Origin of the sequence: Streptomyces flavochromogenes (genome assembly GCF_000717595.1) — a bacterium.
GTDB lineage: Bacteria > Actinomycetota > Actinomycetes > Streptomycetales > Streptomycetaceae > Streptomyces > Streptomyces flavochromogenes.
The window spans coordinates 1-20253 of sequence record NZ_JNZO01000051.1; the positions used below are offsets into that span (position 1 = coordinate 1).

The following is a 20253-nucleotide window of genomic DNA, read 5'->3' on the forward strand; positions in this document are numbered from 1 at the left end:
GGTTCTGTCCGCACTTCCGTGAACGATCTCTCAGCACCCTCTCTGCTGGCCGGTCGATACGATCGACGGGTGATGGACGAACCTGTGATTGAGCTGTCAGACGCTGAGGAGCGTCGTATCTGGGACCGCTTCAACGAGAAGTTCAGCTTCCAGCCGAGCATGAGTCCGTCCAAGTGGCCGGCCATCAAGGAGCCCGGTGCGTCAGTCACATGGAGTCTGGCGACACTTCCCGACGAACCTGACTACGAGCGTCTGGACCGCCTGGTCGCCGTCGTCGAGCAAGGACTGTCCTCCTGCGTCGGCCCGTCGGGCACTCTGTTCGCCCTCGACTGGCAGCACCCGTCGTACCGCTTCGTACCGCAAGAGGTGGGCGGCCCTGGGCAGCCGGCTTGGCCGTTGAGCCCGTATCCCGACGGGGACTACTTCATCTTCCTTGCGGAGGACTTCCGCTTCGGCAGCTTCGGACACCCCTGGGAAGAGTCTCTCTGCCTGTTCGGTGAGGAACTTCTCGACGTCGCGGCCACAGAGGTCGACAAGGTTCTTGGCCCACCGATCCGCAGGTCAGGCAAGGCGGTGGGCCCGGCCTGACCCTGGACCGGGCTCAGGGTCTCGCGAGAATGCGTGCCCGCAGCAGAGCGAATGTTGCGCGTCCGTACATGCTCCTCTTCAGCAGTTTCACGCGGCAGACGTGACCTTCGACGACGCCTGAGCTGTAGGGCAGGGTCAGGCCAGCTGTCACTGCGTCGAAGTCTTGCCGCAGAAAGCTGCCGAACGATCGGAGGGGACCGATCGTGGATTGCTCGGCTTCTCGGATCCACAGCCCGAGCATCGTCCCGCGGCGGTGCCGCACCAGATCGGTGAAGGCACGCGCGAGATTGCATGCCTCGGTGATGTCGGGGCATGCGATTCTGACCTCGTCGAGACGAGTGACCTCGCTGGTCGACAGACTTTCTCTGGGGCGCATAATCCACGCCGTAATCGAGCGAGGGCTGGGAATCTGGGCCGGTGCTGCGACAGCCACTCCGTTACGGAGAGACAGAACGTAGCGAGACAGGGTTGAGTACCCTCCCTGGAACCCTTGCGCACAAATCTGGTCGTACAGCTCCTTCGCGCTGGTCACCCCCGATGCGAACTGGGCCTGGAGGAAAGGCTTGTAACGATCCAGGGGGACATTGCGCCGGTCACGGGCGGACGCAATCAGAACGTCGAGTTCGGTGTCGCGATAGCGCCGGGCGGTCTTCCGGTCCAGGCCGACCCTGCGGGCCACCTCGCTCAGCGGGTAGCCGCTGTCGAGCATGCGGTTGATGAGTTCGTGTCGCTGCTGAACGCGTTGCACGATCAATGTGGGAGGCAGCGCCTCCAGCAGGGGCATTGTAGGCGTCGGGGAAGGCGCCTGCTCGGCGTATTTCTGCAGGCAGGATCGGTGCTGCTGGCAGGTCTTCTCGACCGCTTGCGACAGATTCCGCAGCAGGTGCCAGCGGTCCGCAACCTCCACTGCGTGCGGAGCCGCTTCCTTGATCGCTCGCGTGTAGGCACTGGCTCTATCTCGGCAGACGATCTCCACTCCAGGATGGGCGACGAGCCAGGACGCGAGCGTCTCAGACGTGCGATCGGGAAGAACATCGACGGGACGACGCTTTTCCACGTCGACGAGGATCGTTCCGTAATTGCGTCCCCGCCTGAAGGCGAACTCGTCCACGCCCAGAATGCGCGGTGCCCGTTGTGCGACGGGTGGAGCATGAAGGAGTTGCAGCAGCCGCATTCTCCCCGCTGGCACACCCATCTTCCGGCACAACCTGGATCCGGGGCGCCCTCCGAGCTCGGTTGCGATGGCATGCAACAGCTGCCGCAACCCGGTGCTGGCCTGGCGGTATCGCTCACTGATCCCGGCGATCTGCTCGACGAACGTACGCCGCACGCATCCGGTGTTGTCACAGAAGAACCGGCGAACTGTCAGCAGAATGACCGTCGACCGGCCGGCAACAGGGCGATCAGAAATCCTTCGCTCGTACCGGCTGTGGACGCGCTTCGACGGAACGCCGCATGCGGAGCATGAGCGGAGAGGTGTCCGGCTGAACGCTCGAACTACGACGAGGCAGTCGTCGGCCGTGAAGCCTTCCACTGCAACGCCGTCGATGCCTGGGTACAGCAGCTCTTCGATCGATCGCTCAGTAGCCCCCACCACCAAGAGCTGCCCTGGAGGAACGATCCGCCATCCAAGGCAGCCGAACCCCGTTCACGGAAGTGCGGACAGAACCGTCGACCTTTCTCGACGGAGTTCTTCGGCCCGCTAGTCAGGTATCCGGCGGCCTGAAGAGGCGCCGCCGGCTCCGGTTCCGAAGGGCAGGCCACCCTCTTGCTTACCTTACGGGTCGACCCGTAAAGTAAATGCCATGAGCTCCTCGCTGCCCTCCAGGGGGCGTCCCAGGGATCCCCGATCGCACAAGGCGATCATCAGTGCGACAGCAGAGCTGGTGGCCGAGGTCGGCTACGCCGCGACATCGATCGGAGCCGTGGCCGCGCGGGCAGGTGTCGGCAAAGACACGATCTACCGGCGGTGGCCGGGCAAGCCGGAGTTGGTCTTCGAGGCCGTCTTCACGACCACCGACGATGCTCTGCCCCCGGACACCGGAACGCTGGTCGGGGATCTGACCGTGCTGCTACAGGGCCTGGTCGACGAGTTCCGCGCGCCTGCCGCCGCGGCGGCACTCCCGGGGCTGCTCGCCGACTTCGCCGCCGATCCGGAACTGAAGGCGCGCATCCGCGGTGATTTCCTGTCCCCGTCGAAGGAGCGGCTGCTGGTCGTCTTCGAACGCGCCGTGCTGCGCGGGGAGATCGCGGCCGAAACGCCCGTGGACCTGGTCCTGGACACGCTGGCAGGAGCCGTGTTCTTCCATGTAGGGCTGGTCGGCGAGCACCCTGACCCGCAGCTGGCCGCACAGCTGGCCGCTGTCGTGGCCAAAGGAATCGAGGTCCGATGAACGGCTGGCTTCTCGCGGCAGGGATCACCGCGCTCGGCGTGGCCGCGGTGCACATCGTCGGCGGGCACCGCGATGTGGTGCGCCCGCTGCTGTCCTGCGGTCTCGCGGACGAACCCAAGCGTGTCCTGCACGCCGTGTGGCACATGGTGAGCGGAGACCTGGTGCTCTCCGGAATCGCTCTGCTTTACCTCTCCCTGACGGACGGTAGGCCGGGTACCGGCCTGGTGGCGTGGCTCGTGGCCGCACACTTCATCGTGTACGCAGCAGCCTTCTTGATCATCACGCTGACCGTCGGCTGGCCCAGACCGCTACTCCGCCTACCGCAGTGGATTCTGCTCCTGCCAGTCGCAGTGCTGGCAGCGGCGGGTGCCGCGTAGCCACCGCCCAGAGACCTCCTGCGGCCGCCGCGTTAAGCCGTTCGGACATGCCATCGAGGCTGCCAGGCCGTCGCACCGCCATCACCGCTTCCTCCCTTCTGTCTTCGTAGACCCCGCGGTGTCCGTTGACACAGCAACTGACTGGGGAGCAAAGAGCGACACCGGGGAAATTTCGAGATCGGCTTCAGAGGTGGCCGGTCCAGAATGCTGCCGTGGCTGAAGACGAGCAGAGCGGCATAGAACCGCGTTCATTCCTGACATGCGTGACAGAGCTGGCCCAGCTGCTGGGCGTCGGAGACGTCGGTATGGAGCCGGAGGACCGGCATGCCCGCCACCTTGCCCATGCGGTGCGTAAGCCCCTGCTCGGACGTGCGAGTCTGCCCGACGAGTGGTTCGTCCCGCTGATGGCGGCAGCCGTATACGACCCGGATCCCAGCTTCTGCCGCTGGTTCGTCGAGCCGGCGGTCTACGCATTCGGACGCCGCCGTGTGATGGCGGCATTGGTCGACTATCTGCGGACCGGCACGGATGCCGAGCGGGCTGGTGCCGTGCGGGCCTGGTACAGCGCCCATGTGCCGTTGTGTGCAGATCGGTCTCCGGCGTACGGACCCGGCGGGGTACGTGATCCCGCGCTGGACGAGTCACAGGACGTCAAGGCCGCCTGGCTGGAGGCATCCCTGCGGGTGTTCGCCGAAGCCACCGACCTGCGGATGCGCCACCGTGTCCTGTTGGGCCTGCCTACCTCCCGCGCGGCATACCCGCCACACCTGTACGAACTACTTGAAAGCACACTCACATCCGCCGGGGTTCATCCCGACCCACACATCCGTCGCTGGGCCGCAGCAGCAGACCACGAGGAAGTCTGAGCCCGACTCTCACCCCTCCTGACAGTTACGGGACAGCCCTTAGGGCCTGCGTGAAAGTGCAGTTCGGTGCGACAAGGCCGGTGCCGGCTCCAGGCGTCCTGCCTTGTCTTCCGCAGGACCATTTTGCGACTTGAACGCGCTCAACTCCCGTGCGGGGGTGTACCAGACGCGGTTCGCTAGTACCGGTGCTCCGACCGCGACGCTACGGGAGGGGTGTCGGTGAGTGACGCGGCGGAGGTCAGGGGGCTGATCGGGCAGACTCGGCGCATCGCGCCGGGCTCGCCAGCGTCGGTGGGTCATCCGGGCTTGTTCAGTACGGTTGGGGCAGCGGCATCGAAGCCCGCATCGGACTCTCACGGCAGTTCGCCCTGCCACCTCGAACCATTCCAATCGCGTGGTCCAGGCCCGGCCCCGCATGCCCACCTGCGCCGGCGCAACAAGAACGTCCGCTGCGCCGACGTCCGCACGGCCCACCGACGCGAACGCTCCCGCATCCGCTGCGAGGCGCGCACGCGTGAGCTGAAGCCGTATCCGAACCTACCAAGACCGATCCTGCAGCCTAGGAGGGTGGTCGGGCACAAACCGCACCATTTTCGTAGCCGGATCCTCCAACGGCTTGGAGAATCGTGCTGGCCAGAGCTCCACCGGCCCCAGGTACTTGCTCAGCTTCCGTACCGCCCGCGCCCGGTCAAGCGCCACGGTTTCGGCGCTCCCCCGGCACGTCACGGAGAACACCTCCCCCGTAGCCGGCTCACAGGTATCCACGACCAGCGCCATGCGCGGATCTTCGGCGATGACCCGCTCCAGCCGGGAGTACGCGCCAGTGAGCCACCAGAATGCCCCCTCCTCCCAGATGAACCACACCGGGCGAACGGAGGGGCCAACGGTTGCCACACGGGCAACCAAGGGGCGAGCCAAGAATTCGTTCACGTCCATCACGGCAATGTAGCGGCGTGCCGCTGTACGCAGTCGGGCAGGAGGGCTCGAGATGCCGACCACGGACACCCTGGCGAGCCGCTGCAGAAATGATCAAACGTCAACACTCCACAGACCCCTCCCGCACGGCCGGTCGCCCCGGTGGACCTGTGCGGACACAGCGCTACGTTTTGCCAACACGACGAGTTGAAGCTGTTCTTCTACGACGATACCGACTCCAGGAGCACGTACGTGATGACGCGCGAGCCAGGTTCATAGCCATTCGTTGATCGCTGCCACCAGCACGGTCACCTCGAAACGGACCGCCAGTTTGTCGTAGCGTGTGGCGACAGCCCGGTTCCTCTTGAGGCGGCTGATCCCGCACTCGACCGCGTGGCGTTCGCGGTAGTCGACCGGGTTGAAATACGGCGGCCGACCGCCTCGGGAGCCGAGCTTTCGACGGTTGCGGGCCTCGTCGGCCTTGTCCGGGATGGTGCAGCGGATCCCACGGCGGCGCAGGCAGGCGCGGTTTTCGCGGGAGGCGTAGGCCTTGTCGGGCCGCACTCGATCGGGGCGGACGCGCGGCCGGCCCGGTGCGATGCGAGGCACGCGGATCTTCTCCAGCACGGGTTCGAACTGTGGTGAGTCCCCGCGCTGTCCTGCCGTGACCACGATCGGCATGGGCTTCTGGCCCTGCTCGACAGCCAGGTGCAGCTTGGTGGAGAACCCGCCGCGCGACCGGCCCAGCCCGTGATCATGGGGCTCAGCGAAGATGCCGCCCGGCGGTTCCTTCCGCAGGTCACCCTGCTTGCGGGCCCCGGCCTCGTGCTGATGGGCGCGGCAGACCGCGGAGTCGACACCGAGGTCCCACATGATCACGTCCTTCGCGTCGGCCAGAGACTGGAGTTGGGTGAGGACTCAGGCCAGGTATCTCCTCGACGAAGGTCCTGCGTGCGCACCCCGAGTTCCCGCAGACGAACCCGGCGGACCCTCAGCCGGAGACTCACGCTTCGTCCGGCGCTCGGGACATCAGCGGGAAACCGCAGGTAGGAACCATGAGCCCGGTTCGACCAGACCTCGCACGAGGGACGACCCGTTCGCTGGCCGTGATCACGGCCAGCCGCTGACGCCCGCCCACTGCCACCCCACCACCCACTCACACCCTTGTCAGTACGTGCTCGCGCAACGACACGGGCCGGGTGCGGTAGCGGGGCAGCGGCCTGGGGCCGAGCCCGCCGCATTCGGGCTGGTGCGGCACCGCGTCCTGGCCGTGGGCGGTCATCTCGCCCTTGGCCTGCAGCACCCAGGCCAGGCCGCGTTCGTCCAGGCCGTGGCGGAAGTCGGCGTTCGCGCCGTAACCGGTGTCGGCGACCAGGACGGCGGGCCGCAGCCCGGAGCCGGCGAGTTCATCGAGCATGTCCAGGGCGAGCTGCCACTTGGGACGGTGGCACTCGTCGTCGGGGATCCGGCAGGCCCGCCTGCGGGCCTGGGCATCGGGACCGTCCCAGGCGACGGGCAGGAACAAGCGCCAGGACAACGGGCACGAAGCCTCCTCGGAGGCGGCGTGGACACTGACGCCGATCTGGCAGTTGCCGACCTTGCCCAGGGTGCCCGAATACTGCCGGGCCACCCCGGGCGAGGAACGGCCGTCCTTGGGGAAGCCGGTGTCGTCCGCCACCCACACCTGCGGCCGCACGACGGCCGCCGCCCGCCACGCCAGCCGGGCCCGCACGTCGCTGATCTGCCAGGTTGAGGTCGTCATGAACTGCTGCAACTGCTGGTGATCGACACCGAGCCGTTCAGCCATCGGCTGCATCGACTTCCTGCGGCCGTCCAGCAGCAGTTTCCGCAGGTATAACGCGCCCTTCGCACGCTGGTCCCGACGCACCAACGGCGCGAACACCTCCGCCGCGAGCTCTTCCAGCCGGCCCCGCACCGCAGCAAGCTCCCCAGCCCTCATACAGCCAGCGAACTACCAACCACCCACCACGACAAGACCACCTAACAAAGCACTACTAGGACCTGTCCGGCCGATCATGGGAGGAGGGTGAGCAACGAGACCAACAGCATCGTCTGCCTGCGGGCGACGGCAGGCGCGGGGCGCCGTCACCCGCGCCCGGTTCCGTCAGTTGGAGGACGTGGCGTCCTCGGCCGCCCGGACCTTCTTAACGCAGGCATCGTCGTAGGCGTTCAGACTGAGCGTTCGGTTGTCGGAGAACAGGCGGTACTCCATGACTACGGTCCAGCCGCGCTTCTTGAACACCGTCTCCACCACGTCGACTGTGCCGTCCGGCGCCTTTCGCTCATTGCGCTTCTTGGCCTCTGTCCACCCACGGCCAGTCAACGCGGCCGCCAGGGCGTTGGTCCGGTCCACGTCCAGCGTGGAGGCGGCTGTGTCGAACCCCTTGTAAGCGACGAAGCACGCAGCCATGGGGTACTTGGATGACTCCGGCATCGAAGCCGCTTCCGGGTCGCTCGGCGGCGCCCCGACGTCCCTGGTGATGCCGTCGAGCACTAGGCGCATCTTGGCCTTGGTGATCGGACCGGAGTCTTCCGGCCTCGCTGTAATTGGGGCGGAGGGAGCCGCAGACGTCCCGTTCACATCCCGATCGATACTATCGCCCCCGCAACCGGCCACTCCGATCGTCACTGCCGCCATATAGACGACAGCCCACCCCACCCTGTTCACACGCATCCCCTTCAGCGCACGAGGGACGAATACCCCCGTGATCAGGGAAGGAGTGTGACACGAGGCGCCGACGGCCCAGGAAGCAGGTTCGCCTCGCCTGTCCGCTGCACTTGCGGACGCCGCGCACTCCAGGTTGAGTGACGTCGCCCCCTTGGGGACTCGGCTGCGTGTGGAGGACGGCGAGGTCATCTGCACGGAGATCGCTGACAATCGTGGGTGATTTGGCTGCTCTCGTTAGCAGGAGGGCCCGGCGCCAGAACCAGAGCTTCTACTGCTGGGTTGCATAGCAGTTCATGTCCGGAGCAGATCGTGACGGCCGCGGCGGTGGCAGTGGCAGTGCCGAGGTAGACGTAGCCGCGCTTGTCGTATCGGGTGGCGACGGCCTGGGACTGCTTTAGGTAGTTGATTGCCCGCTCGATGGTGTTGCGCTTCTTGTAGCGGTCCTCGTCGAAAGCGGGCGGCCGTCCGCCGCGGGAGCCTTTGCGCAGGCGGGCGGCCTGGCTGTCGGTCTTCTCCGGGATCGTGTGGTGGATTCCCCGCCGTCGCAGGTACTCGCGGATGGGACCGTTGCTGTAAGCCTTGTCGGCCGCGAGGCTGTCAGGCTTCTTGCGCGGCCGTCCCAGGCCAGGTCTGGGCACCCGAATCTTCTCCAGGACCGGCTTGAACTGGGTGCAGTCCGCCCGCTGACCTGGAGTGACGACCAGGGACAGCCGGCGGCAGCGGCCCTCCGCGCTCAGGTGGAGCTTGCTGGTGAACCCGCCCCGCGAGCGGCCCAGGCCCTCACCTTCAGCACCACCTCCACCAGGCGGGCGACGAGACTCTGCCACGGCGTCTCGTCCTGGTGTTCCATCCCTTCGGCCCCCTTTGAGGCGGGCACCGGCGGCGGGTCGGTGCGGGCGCCGGCCGCATGCTGGTGAGCGCGGACGGTGGTGGAGTCGACCGAGATGTCCCAGTCGATCTCACCCGCCGCATCCGCTGCGGCCTGGACCTGCTGGAGTAGACGTTCCCAGGTTCCGTCGGCCGACCACAGTCGATGGCGTTCATAGACGGTCTTCCAAGGCCCGAAACGTTCGGGTAGATCACGCCACTGCACCCCGGTCCGCACCCGGTGCAAAATCCCGTCGATCACCTGCCGATGGTCCCGCCACCTGCCACAACGCCCGTTGCTGACCGGCAGGAACGGCCGCAGCCGTTCCCACTCGGCATCGCTCAGATCACCCCGCCCCATGCCCACAGCAACGACTCGGGGACGGAGCAGTCACATGATCGGCCGGACAACTCCTAGTCGGCCTGCAGGACGAAGAACAGGAAGCACAGGAAGCGCGGCTTGGCCGCGATGGCCTCGGGGAACATCTCGCGGGCGGCGGGATCAGGCTCCGGCTCGCTGATGACCGTAATCCGGAAACCGGCCCCGATGAAAGCCTCGATCATCGCGTGCAGCGGCCTGTTCCACCTGCTCACCAGGGCGGTATGGCCGCCAATGGTCCACTCCACGTTCCATTTGGTGGTGTCGAAGTAGTTATGCTCGGCCTCGCGACCGGCCTCGCGGTGTATGAGGTTGATGGCAAAGGGATGGTCGACAGATGCGATCAGTCGACCGCCGGGCCTGAGTACGCGTCGCAGCTCGGCCAGCGCCGGCCCCCAGTCCTCCAGATAGTGCAGCACCAGGGACGCCGTTACATCGTCGAATGTGTCATCAGCGTAAGGAAGCGGGCTGCCCAGGTCCGCCACCTGCAGGTCCGCACCGTCGCCGAGCCGCCGCCGAGCCACCTCCAGCATCCCGGCACTCGAGTCGAAGCCACTCACAACGGCGCCACGGTCGCGCAGCGCGGCAAACAGGGCCCCCGAGCCGCAGCCGGCGTCGAGAATCCGTCGGCCGGCCACGTCTCCAGCGAGGGTCAGCATCGCGGGCCGCTCGTAGTAGGCATTGACCAGGTTGGTTTCGTTTGCGGCCGCGTACGCCTCGGCGAAGCTGTTGTAGTCGTTGGTCTTCGACGGTTCCGCACTCACTGCGGACGGCGAGACCAGCTTGGTGGAGATCGCGTGCTCTTGGCGCTCACTTGAGATCATGGTGCGGGAGACGTGTGCTGCACCAGTTCAGTTCCGGGCCGCTCCCGGCGGCCCTCACATCCTTCGAGATCCAACGAGCCGTTCGTTCCCGAGTTCGTCCAGCACCGCCCGGTGCAGCCGACGCCACAGGCCGGCCTCGGTCCATACCGACCAACGAGATCCAACGCCTGTTCACCACCCTGACCAGCCGGGCCGACGACCTCGCGCACCGACTCCGTTGGTCACACTGGCGATGCCGACACCAGGGCCGCGCCCGCGACTGCCACTACCGACGGCAAGCAGCCGCCCAGCCATGAAGATCACGATCTACGGCTGGAGTACTAACCTCGCGCTTTCACAAGGTGGGGTGTCCGAGGCTTGATCAAATAAGCGGAGAGTGCTCCTGAACTGCAACGATGGGACTTGTCGAGGGTCCTGTTGGCTGCATGGGAAGAAGCACTCTCCAGGGAAGCGTATCGGGTCGTACCCGCGTGTCCGCATCGAGGGCGGCGGCCGGGCGGTGGTCTGGGAGGCCGGGGAAGTGCTGCTGGTCGAGACCGTCCGCAAGGTCGGCCTGGACACCGCGATATCAGCAGCGTTCACGCCGTGGCGGAAGGCTCGGGCGGTGCACGATCCGGGCAAGATCCTGCTGGACGTGGCCCTGGCGGTCGCATTGGGCGGGGACTGCCTCGCGGATGTCGGCATGCTGCGGGCCGAGGCGGCCGTGTTCGGGCCGGTGGCCTCCGATCCGACGGTCTCCCGTCTGATCAACACCCTCGCCGCCTCCGGCCAGAAGGCCCTGCAGGCGACTCGTTCCGCACGGGCCCGATCCCGCGAGCGGGTCTGGCAGCTGGCCGAGGGCAGTGCACCTGATGCGGGCGGGACGGTGACCGTCGACCTCGACGGGGTGCTGGTGATCTCGCACTCCGACAAGGAGGACGCCGCACCCACCTGGAAGCGGACCTACGGGCACCACCCTTTGATGGGGTTCGTCGACCACGGGCAGGGCGGCCACCGGCTCCCCGCTCCCGCCGCTTCCGTGGTCCACGAAGGCCATCAGAGGATGGTGTCCGAACGTCTTCTTCCAGGTCGCGGTGGCGACCTGCTTCTCGGAGTGAGCCAGCACGAGCACCCCGTCCAGGTCCACGATCACCTGCCCCTCGGTATCCGGCGCCGCAGTGCCGGCCGGCTTCCACACGTGCTCGCGCACTCCTGCCCGAGCGGTCCTGATCGCGGACAGGGCCTTCGGCCCGGCTGCGGCGAGGGCGTCGACGAGCCGGGAGACCGTGAGGTCGGAGGCCACCGGCCCGAACACGCCGGGCTCGGCCCGCAGCGTCCCGACATCCGCGAGGCAGTCCCCGCCCAGCGCGACCGCGAGGCGCTGCGCCTGAACGTCGCACGCCTCTTCGGATGGCCGGCCACCGCCACCACGTACCAGCACGTGGAGCAGTGGCTCCGCTCGCGCTACTGCACGATCGTCTGGCACCGCACCCGTGCGTCGGGGACGCTCGTCGACCTGGTCGCCGCCGACTCGATGCCGTGCCCGGCCGGCGTCGCGCTCTACCGGACGGGCCCGGGACGCGTCGCGCGCCCGGGCCCGTCCCGTATCGGTGCAGGTCAGAGGACCTGGACGGATGCGACCAGAGTGTTCAGGTCCGGCCAGAGCTTCTTGTTCGTCTCCGGCAGTACGACCCACAGCACCGAGGGGCGGACCCGCCCGGTGTCGACCACGAGGACCGCGTTCAGGTCCATCGTGGACGGCACCCCGCGTTTGTGGAAGTGGATCTCGCTGACCAGCAGCCAGGCGTCATGTCCGTCGACCTTCAGCGGCTGCGAGGCGACGTCGACCAGGATCGCCTGGTCGCGGGGGTACTCGTAGCGCCGCCGCTCGTCCATCACCGCGCCCGCCACGCCCCGCAGCTCCCCGGTGCCGCCGGCCGCGGCCATGATGTCCTCGTCCACCTGCGTGGACTTCACGAGTGCGCGCTGGCGCCCCTCCTGTTTGCGGGTGAAGCCATCGAAGATCGGATCCTGCGTCTTGCTCCGGTCCCACGTGCCGCCCAGCTCCGCGTACTCCAGGGAGGAGTCCGTGACATTGCCGATGACCGGAGATCCCTCGCCCGGGTAGTCCGGCACCTTGACGGTCCCGGTGAGCCGCCGCTCCTCGGGCAGCGGGGAGGCGCCGGGGGTGAGAGTGGGCACGGGGATGCCCCGCTGCGGGGCGTCCGCGGTGCTGCCCGTGCAGGTGGCGGACGAGGAGTCCGGTGTGCTGTGCGCCTGCTGGACCACCTTGCCGCCGACCAGCACGGTGCACGTGAGAGTGCCCCCTTCCTGGTCCTCGCGGCTTCTGACGTCCAGATAGAAGTCGGCGCCCGCCGCCAGCTCGACGGTCTTGCGGTACGGCAGGATGACGACCCCGTGGGGCTCGTGGTTGCCGTTCGCCTCCCCGACGGTGAGGTTCACCGAGGGGTGGTCGCCCGTCGCGATGTAGGTGACCTCGAGCCGCCGGGATTCCTTGTCCGGGGATGCCCCGTCGTCGCTCGGGTCGCCGACGGCCAGGGCCAGGCCCACCGCGCCGAGCGTGACCACCTCGAAGAGGATCACCAGGGCGCCGACCAGGTAGAACCCGCCCGGGATCCGGTCGAAGGTCTTCTTGCCGCGGCCGGAGTGGAACTCGCGTCTCGGCTGGGATGTCTGCGTCATGTCGTCCTCCCCCTCACGCCCGGCCGCTGTCGCCGGACCGGCGGTCGGCCGGCTCGTCGCCGAACCGCGTGGCCAGCAGCCCCGCCTCCCGCGCCTCGTCCAGCATCCGGTGCAGGTCCTGGAGCCGGGACCGGTCGGCGAGCCCCTCGATCTCGGCGACGGCCAGCTCGTCCCGCACCGTGTTCACCACCAGCTCGTACATGTCCTCGCCGAGTTGCTCCAGCTCTCGTACGGCCTCCCACTCGCGGTACGCCGCGTCCGCCGCGCGGGTGTTCTCGGCGTACCGCTCCAGCGCCTCCACCCGCTCCTCCAGCGCGCTCGACGACAGCCGCAGCGCCTGCCGCTGAGTCCGCAGCACCTCCTCCACCCGCGAGCCGGAGGCGTCCCCGGCAGCGGTGCGCACCTTCCGCGCCAGCCGGGTCAGCTCGGCCAGGCGCTGGGCGATCTCGTACTGCTGGGCCGGCAGCGTCACGTCGTTGGCGATGTCGTCCAGCAGCCCGTCCCGATCGACCTGCGACTGGAGTACCGCCGTCACGGCGGCCTGGGCGCGCTCCATCCGGCGCAGCGGCGAGTGGCCCAGCAGCTCGCGCAGGGAGTCGTCGCCGAAGTCCTCGGCCAGGTAGTAGCGGCCGTGGCGCAGCCGGGCCACCCGCTGCCGCTCGTCGGTCCCGCAGCCGAGGAGGACGATCAGCAGCCAGGCCAGCAGGTGCACGCCCACGACGGTCAGGATGAACGCCTCGAACCCGAACTGGGCCCCGACCCAGATCAGCCCCGCCTGCGCCGCGAGCCCGACGGCCAGGCCGGGCCACACGCCGATCAGCGCCCACAGGATCGTCACCGGCAGTAGCGCGCACACCGCGGAGACCCCCAGGGCCGTCCAGATGTCCGCCTTGGTACGGCCGCCCAACCCCGGCTCATCGGGCAGCGGCAACGTGGCTGGGAAGAGTCCGTCGGCGGACTTCTCCAGCAGCGCGCGCTCCGAGTCCTCGAGGGCCGGATCCACCACCGGCCGCAGCGCAATGTCCTGCGCCATTCAGCAACACCCCCCACAGGTTGGGGAGATCGTGACACACACCGGAGGGGCTGCCCACGCCACCCCTGTTCCCGGCCGCCGACGGAGACGGCGCGAACCCGAAGACAAACTGTCTTCCACCCTTGGCCTGATACCCCTGAGGCCGACGGGTGCGACGCGCAGCCAGAGGCGCGAGAGGCGCCCCTGTCCGGTAGCCGGCGCCCCCAGTCCTGCGCCCGGTGACCCCCGTCCGGGCGCTGGCAATTGCCACTTCACACGCTTCTGTGCATTCCCTTGAATGTAACTGGCGCGTGCACGCGACAGCCGGGCCATCAGCCTGACTGCCACCAGCCCGAACAGCCGAAACGGCCCGCCGAAAGAACCGACGGACCGTCACGAAAGGTCGAGGCTATTCGTCGTTTCCTATGGGGGAATCGCAAGCACTCGTTGTGGATGGGGTGAGTATGGACTGTGCCGGGTTCCTGATAGAAATGGCATGTGACATACAGGTTCATGGCCTCTTCGGTTGCGACCGAGATGGATGTCGACGGTGAGATGCAGGCCGGCGTGGCGGAGGATGATGAGGGCTTCTTCCTGCTGTTCACGCGTACTGTCGGTGAGCCGTCCTCACAGGACATCTCGCTTGGGCTCGACACGTACTGCGTGATGACTCCGGACCAGTGCACGGCCTATGGCTGTGTCCGCGAGGTGGCTCTGACGGACACCTTGCTCACAGTGACGCTGGCCCCCGACTGTCTGGATGATCTGGAGCTGGAGGACACAAAGATCGAGGCAGTGCTCGACGTTCCGACCGAGAGCATTGACGAGCTGCGCGGGGTGCTTGCGAAGGTTCTGGCCTTCGGGCGCGAGGAAGCCCGGCCTCGGCTCACTGGCTTCTCGGTCTGATCGGCTTAGTTGAGACGGCGGTATCCGATCAAGAGTGCCGCGATGCCGACGAAGGCGAGGAAGTGTTCAGCCTTGCGTTCGTACCGCCGGTGGAGGCGTCGGGGCAACCCGCCAGCCAAGACACGGTTCTTTCGACCATCCAGCGATGCCGGCCCAGTCGCTGCGAGAATTCGACGCCCTTGCGAGCGATGCGGTGGCGGATGCCCCGCTCGCGCATCCATCGGCGCAGGTAGCTGTAGCCGTAGCCCTTGTCCACGTGCAGCTTCGCCGGCCTCCGGCGCCGAGGCCCGCGCCGGGACCGGATGGGCGGGATGCCGCGCACGAGCGGTTCCAGACCCTGGCTGTCATGCATGTTCGCACCCGAGATACCCAGGGACCTTGGCAGTCCGTTCCGGTCACTTCAGGTGGATCTTCGATACCGGCTTGCCACGGTCGTTCGGATTCGGTCCCGTCAGTGGCCCCTTGCCGCGCGGAGACTGACGGAATCGATCGCGCACGGCGAGCAGCCCAGCTCGCCCCGCGCTCCGAGTCCGTCGAGGATCACGCGGTAGAGCCTGGCCCAGACCCCGTCCCGGCTCCACTTGGGCGAACCGGCGGTAGACCGTGGGTCAGGCGGGACCGAATACAGGCGGCAGCCGCCGCCATGTGCAGCCTGAGGTCGCCACGAAGATGACCGCCGCTGAGGCTTCACGGTCACCTGCCCACCGTCGACCACCCCCCTGCGGACGCGTCACCACTGTCGGCGGCGCCACCCGCCGAAGCAGCACCCACTGCTCGTCCGGCACCAACCGCCCAACGAGATCCGCCAGGCACGGTCAACGAACGATCACGCCATAAGAAGCGACGTCCTAGTCTTCTGAGTCAGGAGTTCTGTTCAGATATGAAGCAAGGCGCGCGAGGATCTCGTCGGCGGTCCTCGTCCAGACGTAGGGCTTCGGGTCGGTGTTCCATGCGGTGATCCAGTCGCGGATGTCCTGCTCCAGTGCCTGGACGCTCTTGTGGACGCCTCGCCGTATCTGGGGGGGGATCTGCAGGTCGAGCCGCCCGGAGGCGTTTTCGCCGAACCCGACGACCACGGCCTCGGACGCTCCCGCGGTGGACTGACCACCAAGATCCACTTGGCCGTCGAGCAGGCCCAGAAGCCGATGTCGCTCGTGATCACGGCCGGGCAGCGCGGCGACTCCCCGCAGTTCCAGGTCGCCCTGGGCCGTATCCGGGTCCCGCAGCTCGGCCCGGGACGGCCGCGCACCCGCCCGGACAAGGTTCGCGCGGACAACGCGTAAGGCTCCCGTGTGAACCGCGCCTACATACGCAGACGCGGTGTTCGCTGCACGATCCCAGAGAAGCGCGACCCGATCGCCAACCGCAAGAAGCGCGGCTCTCACGAGGGCCGGCCGCCGAAGTTCGACAAGGATGACTACAAGGAGCACCACGCGGTGAAGTGCGGGATCAACCGCCTCAAGCACCACCGCGCGGTGGCCGCCAGGTACGACAAGCTCTCCGTCCGCTACGAGGCGACTGTGCTGGTCGCGGCCATCAACGAGTGGCTGTGACCAACCGGCTCAAATGCGGGAGCACACCTCGCAGGTCGTCGTCCTCCACCGCAACCGTCGCAGCCACCCGCGCATGCTTCGAGGCGTTGAATGCCACGGCCACCCCGACCGAGGCAAACAGCGGCAGGTCGGAACGACTGTCTCCCACCGCCCCGCACGAGAGGGGGTCCATCCCCAGCTCTCGCGCCTGCGTGAGGGCGAAGTCCCGCTTGTCGTACTCGTCGAAGTGGCGTGCGACGCGCCCCGTGAACCGGCCTCCGGCGGTCTCCAGCTGAGGTCCGCTGAACGAATGGAAGCCGAAGCGGTCGGCCAGGTAGCCGCCGACCGGGGACCAAGCCAGGGTCGCCAGGACAGGCACCAGCCCGTTGCTCCAGCACCAGGCCACGGTCTCCGAAATGCCCGAGACCAGGGGAAGCCCGTCGAGCCAGCCGAGGACCTGCTCTTCGGACACGTCTGCCCAGCCCGCCGCATCCAGCTCCGAGACTTGTCGATTGTCCAGGGCGCCAGAGGCGTACCCGTCCTCCGCCTCGGCCAACTCGTCGCGATGTCCAAGGAAGCCGGCCAGGAAGACCGACGAACTTGTCCCCGGGACGAGGGTGCCATCGACGTCGAAGAACACGGCACCTGCGTGATCAGATGAGAGCACTGGTCAAGGATGCCATCACCATGTGCCGCGTCAGATCACCGCGTGCGTCTGGGCACTTCTGAAACGCGCCGTCAACTTCAGCACCGGCAGTTTGACCGACCTCGCCGGCATGGTCGTACCCGTGTCGTAGGTGACCAACTGAACCGGTCCGGCCGCGACCGCGTACGTCGCGAGAGCCCGCTCCACGATCTCGTCGTCCTCATCAGGGAACCGCACATGCCCCGGGTTGTCGGTCAGCAACTCCACCTTCGAAGGTCCGAGCCGCTCCTCGCTTCGACTGATCGTTACAGAATGAGTTGAGCGGCAGGGGACTTGCTGCTGGGCGATCTTGGTCGGCAGGGTGTCCGGGTACGTACTGACCTTGTGCCGGACGATCTGTGGGAGCGGGTGGCACCGTTGCTGCCACCCGCTCCCAGGCGACGCCACCGCTTTCTCGGACGGCTACGCGTCCCCGACCGAGCGGCACTCGCGGGCGTGATGTACGTGCTTCGGACCGGCGTCGCCTGGCGTGACGTCCCCGCGGAGACAGTGGGCTGCTCCGGCGTGACGGCCTGGTGCCGGCTGCGGGACTGGACCGAGACCGGAGTCTGGCCCCCTCTACACGCCTCCCTGTTGGCCGAGTTGCGCCGGGCTGACCTGCTGGATCTCAGTGATTGCGCCGTGGACGGGTCACACGTCCGCGCGCTCAAAGGGGGGATCACGTCGGCCCTTCGCCCGTCGACCGGGCCCGTCCCGGCTCCAAACATCATCTGATCGTCGATCGCCAAGGAACCCCCCTCGTCGTCACACTCACCAGCGGCAACCGACACGACGTCACTCAGCTCTTGCCGTTGCTTGATGCGGTCCCGCCTATCCGGGCCTGCGGGGGCGCCCCCGCCGCAAGCCCCGGCGTCTGTACGCCGACCGTGGTTACGACTTCGACAAGTGCCGCCGCCTGCTGTGGAACGTGGTCGCCCCGTCCGCCGCCACCCGCGGTCTCGGCGACCTCGCCGCCCGAGACACCGGCGGCACCCTCTGGTACTACCACCGCCAGACCGGCAACAGCGGCGGCGATTTCGCGCCCCGCGTCGAGGCCGGCGCCGGCTGGAACATGTACGACCACATCACCGGCGCCGGAGACCTCGACCGCAACGGAAGCATGGACCTCCTGGCCCGGGACAAGACCGCAGTGCTGTGGCTGTACAAGGGCACGGGGAGGCGGGGCGGACCGCGCGATCGGACAAGGCGAGGACCGACCAGGATCCGGCCTGAATCAATGCCGGTCGGCCCCAGGCGTGCCGCCGGTACGAAGCTCGCCGCGTAGGAGCGAGGCCGTCGTTGCAGGCCGACGGGCAGCCGGTCCAACTCGTGGGCGAAGCGGCGGCTTCGAGGGTGGTGCGGAACAAGCACGTCAGGACGGCGTGGGCGCCCAGAATGGCCTGGACGGCGTTTTCCGGACTGCGGACGTCGTGCCGGGTGGTCGAAGAACAGCCACGGTCCGGCGGAGGCGGCTGATCGGCGCGAGCGGTACACCGGTGGTGTGGTCGTGCCTCACGGCGGGACGGAGGGTGACGACGGTCATGAGGCACGTCTCCTTCTGAAGCGGGGCCTGAGGCCTGCCCGGTCTGGCCTTGCCCTCGGCGCGGGTTCAGCCTCACGGTGATGGGGGCTGAGACGGCACCAGTGGCAAGGCCAGAGCAAGGAGGCGGGGCCGCGATACGGGAGCTCCTGATCTGACGCGTTCCAGCCTGGTGGAAGCCGTGAGTGTGCGAGCGGCTCGCGGGTCGGCAGCGTGCCCCGGCCATGCCTGTCAGCACGCGCCAGCAGTCATCGACCTTCTGAACCAGAACGGCTCTGCCGCCAGGCGACTGCGGCCGAGCCTGTGGCGATGAGCGAGAGCAGCGTGATCGCTGCCCGTGCCGTCCGTCGTCGGCGGATGGTTCGGAGATGGTTCGCGGCCCCGACCCTGATGAAGTCCCTCTCAAGAGCGGTGAGTTCGCTGTGGCCTTGGGGAGAAGTCAGCGAGAGGTCGCGCAGTTGGGTGAGGCGCACCGGGGAGATCCGCACTCCGGGGTCCCTGCTGACGGCCTCCCACGCTGTGGCCGCCTCGGTGAGCCAGCGGTGCAGCCGCAGGGTCTCGCGGTTCGTCTCGATCCATCCGTGCAGCCGGGGCCAGGCCGTGGTCAGGGTTTCGTGGGCGATCTCGACGGTGTCTCCGGAGAGGGTGATCAGACGGGCTCGGGCCAGAACCTCCAGAACGGTGCTCGTCTCGCGACCGCTTCCGATGGCTTCCAGTTCGGCACGGGTGGTGCGGCGCCGGGTGTCGGGCGTTCCGTCGCCGGGGGTGATGAGCCGCAGCATGACCTGCCGTGCGGCGTCGGCCTGGTCGTCGTCCATCGCCTCGTACGCGGCCTCGGCACTCTGGGCGATGGCGCCGCGCAGGCCTCCGGCACGCTCGTAGGCTTCCAGGGTGAGGGTGCGGCCCCGGCGCCGACGCCAGGTCTCCAGGAGGGCGTGGGAGAGCATGGGCAGGCCGCCGCCGGCCTGGGTGGCGGCTTCTTCGATGAGGGTCTGCGTCAGGGCGCGTTCGACGACCAGGCCGCGGGCGGCGGCCGGTTTGGTGATCGCGTGGCGCAGTTCTGTCGAGGTCATTCCGCCGACGGCGAGGCTGGCCCCCTGGATGGCGGCCGCCAGGCCGGGGTGGTCCAGGCAGCGGGCGTAGAAGTCCGCCCGGACCGCCAGGACCACTCGCAGGCGTCTGTGCGAGTTCCGGGCTTGCAGGAGTGCGTCGATGAAGCGGTCCCGTTCGACCTTGTTGTGGCAGAGCGTGAACAGTTCTTCGAACTGGTCGACCAGGAGCCATGTGTCTGCGGACCCGTCGGCGGGCTCCAGGGCGGAGGCGTGAGTGGCGAGCGGGTGCGCGCCCGGGGTGAGGATGCGTATCGCGCCCGGACGTGACTGATCCTGCGACGCGGTGTCCCTGAGCCGTGGAATGAGTCCTGCGCGCAACAGGGAGGATTTACCGATGCCCGAAGCGCCGAACACGGCGACGAGGGGGTGCCGGGCGGTGAGAGTCGCGAGGTCGTCGATCACCTGCTCGCGGCCGAAGAAGAGTGCGTGGTCATCCGGTTCGAAGCGGGCCAGGCCTCGGTACGGGGGCGGTTCAACGGCGCGGTCCGCTGCCTGTGCGGCCATCAGGTCCTCGGACGCCTGCTGCCAGCGCGCCTGCCACTGCTGCAGGTCGCCTCCGCATGCCTTCGCGTACGCCAGCGCGACGGGGAGGGTCGGTAGCTGCTCGCCGCCGGCGGCGCGGGACAGAGTGGCGACGGAGTAGGGGCCGAGTCGTGCCATCGTGCTGTAGGTGGGGCCGCCTGCCTCCTTGCGGAGCCGACGCAGGGCCAGTGCGAAGTCTGCGGCGGGCCCCGGCGCCACGTTCAGGGGCTTCTCCTGACGTCCCACTGCTTCTCCCCCGGGCGCGTACACGCTGGTCGTGCACGACCCAACCGTGCCGAACCTCTTGCGGCAAGACCGTTTCACGCCGAGAGGAAGCCACGCCCGCTGGACGCGCCTGGGATTG

Annotated in this window: 16 protein-coding genes and 9 pseudogenes; 10 read left to right on the plus strand and 15 right to left on the minus strand. The window is 67.9% G+C overall.

The features are described 5' to 3' along the window. Positions 1-588 (plus strand): DUF2716 domain-containing protein (locus IF00_RS0138710; RefSeq protein WP_245234753.1); only part of this gene is annotated, 588 nt, incomplete at its 5' end. Positions 589-601: 13 nt separating this feature from the next. On the opposite strand, the gene IF00_RS43270 is transcribed toward IF00_RS0138710, so the two are convergent. After that, entirely contained in the window at positions 602-2185 is a 1584-nt protein-coding gene (locus IF00_RS43270; protein WP_342451073.1) for an ISL3 family transposase, read from the minus strand. 208 nt (positions 2186-2393) lie between these two features. Between IF00_RS43270 and IF00_RS0138720 the strand changes: the two genes are divergently transcribed. The 3 genes from IF00_RS0138720 to IF00_RS0138730 all read left to right on the plus strand — a co-directional run bounded on the left by IF00_RS0138720 (position 2394) and on the right by IF00_RS0138730 (position 4224). After that, a complete protein-coding gene (locus IF00_RS0138720) occupies positions 2394-2981 on the plus strand; it encodes a TetR/AcrR family transcriptional regulator (protein WP_030326523.1) in 588 nt (195 codons plus the stop codon). Then, positions 2978-3358, plus strand: coding sequence for a hypothetical protein (locus IF00_RS0138725; protein WP_030326525.1), 381 nt, complete (start codon positions 2978-2980; stop codon positions 3356-3358). The genes IF00_RS0138720 and IF00_RS0138725 overlap by 4 nt, the downstream gene beginning before the upstream one ends. Positions 3359-3570: 212 nt before the next feature. Continuing rightward, positions 3571-4224 carry a hypothetical protein gene (locus tag IF00_RS0138730; protein ID WP_245234754.1) on the plus strand — a complete coding sequence of 218 codons (654 nt, stop codon included), beginning with the start codon at positions 3571-3573 and terminating at the stop codon, positions 4222-4224. Between the two features lie 537 nt (positions 4225-4761). On the opposite strand, the gene IF00_RS0138735 is transcribed toward IF00_RS0138730, so the two are convergent. The 6 genes and pseudogenes from IF00_RS0138735 to IF00_RS0138760 all read right to left on the minus strand — a co-directional run bounded on the left by IF00_RS0138735 (position 4762) and on the right by IF00_RS0138760 (position 9898). Then, complete coding sequence (locus IF00_RS0138735; RefSeq protein WP_051820861.1) at positions 4762-5160, minus strand: pyridoxamine 5'-phosphate oxidase family protein; 399 nt, start codon at positions 5158-5160, stop codon at positions 4762-4764. A 252-nt stretch (positions 5161-5412) separates the two neighbouring features. Next, positions 5413-6299, minus strand: a pseudogene (locus IF00_RS0138740) (IS5 family transposase). 8 nt (positions 6300-6307) lie between these two features. Continuing rightward, positions 6308-7099: pseudogene (locus IF00_RS0138745) on the minus strand (IS701 family transposase); the annotation flags it as partial. Positions 7100-7264: 165 nt separating this feature from the next. Further along, the gene (locus tag IF00_RS0138750) at positions 7265-7654 is read right to left on the minus strand and encodes a hypothetical protein (protein ID WP_245234756.1); all 390 of its coding nucleotides are present in this window, start codon (positions 7652-7654) and stop codon (positions 7265-7267) included. Between the two features lie 494 nt (positions 7655-8148). Then, positions 8149-9056 (minus strand): annotated as a pseudogene (locus tag IF00_RS44475) (IS5 family transposase); the annotation flags it as partial. A 53-nt stretch (positions 9057-9109) separates the two neighbouring features. After that, the gene (locus IF00_RS0138760; protein WP_030326542.1) at positions 9110-9898 is read right to left on the minus strand and encodes a class I SAM-dependent methyltransferase; all 789 of its coding nucleotides are present in this window, start codon (positions 9896-9898) and stop codon (positions 9110-9112) included. Positions 9899-10020: 122 nt separating this feature from the next. On the opposite strand from IF00_RS0138760, the pseudogene IF00_RS47400 reads away from it, so the two are divergent. Beyond that, positions 10021-10194, plus strand: a pseudogene (locus tag IF00_RS47400) (IS701 family transposase); the annotation flags it as partial. Positions 10195-10319: 125 nt separating this feature from the next. Next, a pseudogene (locus IF00_RS42025) lies at positions 10320-10910 on the plus strand (transposase); the annotation flags it as partial. Positions 10911-10943: 33 nt separating this feature from the next. Here IF00_RS42025 and IF00_RS48160 read toward each other — a convergent pair. The 3 genes and pseudogenes from IF00_RS48160 to IF00_RS0138780 form a co-directional block, all read right to left on the minus strand. Next, positions 10944-11573 (minus strand): annotated as a pseudogene (locus IF00_RS48160) (hypothetical protein); the annotation flags it as partial. Then, complete coding sequence (locus IF00_RS0138775) at positions 11495-12580, minus strand: hypothetical protein (protein ID WP_030326546.1); 1086 nt, start codon at positions 12578-12580, stop codon at positions 11495-11497. The gene IF00_RS0138775 and the pseudogene IF00_RS48160, both read right to left, overlap by 79 nt. Positions 12581-12593: 13 nt before the next feature. Continuing rightward, on the minus strand, positions 12594-13613 hold the full coding sequence (locus IF00_RS0138780) for a hypothetical protein (RefSeq protein ID WP_030326547.1): 1020 nt from the start codon (positions 13611-13613) through the stop codon (positions 12594-12596). A 477-nt stretch (positions 13614-14090) separates the two neighbouring features. Between IF00_RS0138780 and IF00_RS0138785 the strand changes: the two genes are divergently transcribed. Next, a complete protein-coding gene (locus IF00_RS0138785) occupies positions 14091-14498 on the plus strand; it encodes an Imm10 family immunity protein (protein WP_030326549.1) in 408 nt (135 codons plus the stop codon). 5 nt (positions 14499-14503) lie between these two features. On the opposite strand, the pseudogene IF00_RS45420 reads toward IF00_RS0138785, so the two are convergent. Next, positions 14504-15307: pseudogene (locus IF00_RS45420) on the minus strand (IS5 family transposase). A 39-nt stretch (positions 15308-15346) separates the two neighbouring features. Beyond that, positions 15347-15517, minus strand: a pseudogene (locus IF00_RS44490) (IS630 family transposase); the annotation flags it as partial. Between the two features lie 99 nt (positions 15518-15616). On the opposite strand from IF00_RS44490, the gene IF00_RS47405 reads away from it, so the two are divergent. Both IF00_RS47405 and IF00_RS47410 read left to right on the plus strand, forming a co-directional pair. Next, positions 15617-15781 carry a hypothetical protein gene (locus IF00_RS47405; protein WP_245234757.1) on the plus strand — a complete coding sequence of 55 codons (165 nt, stop codon included), beginning with the start codon at positions 15617-15619 and terminating at the stop codon, positions 15779-15781. Positions 15782-15790: 9 nt separating this feature from the next. Beyond that, positions 15791-16051: a hypothetical protein gene (locus IF00_RS47410; protein ID WP_245234758.1), complete on the plus strand. Its 261-nt coding sequence runs from the start codon at positions 15791-15793 to the stop codon at positions 16049-16051. Here IF00_RS47410 and IF00_RS0138800 read toward each other — a convergent pair. Both IF00_RS0138800 and IF00_RS0138805 read right to left on the minus strand, forming a co-directional pair. After that, positions 16035-16670, minus strand: a complete 636-nt coding sequence (locus IF00_RS0138800; protein ID WP_037640224.1) for an HAD family hydrolase — start codon at positions 16668-16670, stop codon at positions 16035-16037. The two genes, IF00_RS47410 and IF00_RS0138800, sit on opposite strands and share 17 nt — an antisense overlap. Before the next feature lie 57 nt (positions 16671-16727). Beyond that, entirely contained in the window at positions 16728-16937 is a 210-nt protein-coding gene (locus IF00_RS0138805; protein WP_158710584.1) for a hypothetical protein, read from the minus strand. Between the two features lie 78 nt (positions 16938-17015). Between IF00_RS0138805 and IF00_RS44495 the strand changes: the two are divergent. Further along, positions 17016-17676, plus strand: a pseudogene (locus tag IF00_RS44495) (IS5 family transposase); the annotation flags it as partial. 827 nt (positions 17677-18503) lie between these two features. Here IF00_RS44495 and IF00_RS0138820 read toward each other — a convergent pair. Further along, positions 18504-20135 (minus strand): nSTAND1 domain-containing NTPase, encoded by a 1632-nt coding sequence (locus IF00_RS0138820; protein ID WP_030326557.1) that lies wholly within the window; start codon positions 20133-20135, stop codon positions 18504-18506. Between the last annotated feature and the right edge of the window lie 118 nt (positions 20136-20253).

What these genes read in the sequence shown, in the direction of transcription:
- IF00_RS0138780 (WP_030326547.1), bottom strand. Translation starts at nt 13,613, where the DNA reads ATGGCGCAGGACATTGCGCTGCGGCCGGTGGTGGATCCGGCCCTCGAG.
- IF00_RS0138720 (WP_030326523.1), top strand. Translation starts at nt 2,394, where the DNA reads ATGAGCTCCTCGCTGCCCTCCAGGGGGCGTCCCAGGGATCCCCGATCG.
- IF00_RS0138735 (WP_051820861.1), bottom strand. Translation starts at nt 5,160, where the DNA reads ATGGACGTGAACGAATTCTTGGCTCGCCCCTTGGTTGCCCGTGTGGCA.
- IF00_RS0138760 (WP_030326542.1), bottom strand. Translation starts at nt 9,898, where the DNA reads ATGATCTCAAGTGAGCGCCAAGAGCACGCGATCTCCACCAAGCTGGTC.
- IF00_RS0138725 (WP_030326525.1), top strand. Translation starts at nt 2,978, where the DNA reads ATGAACGGCTGGCTTCTCGCGGCAGGGATCACCGCGCTCGGCGTGGCC.
- IF00_RS0138775 (WP_030326546.1), bottom strand. Translation starts at nt 12,580, where the DNA reads ATGACGCAGACATCCCAGCCGAGACGCGAGTTCCACTCCGGCCGCGGC.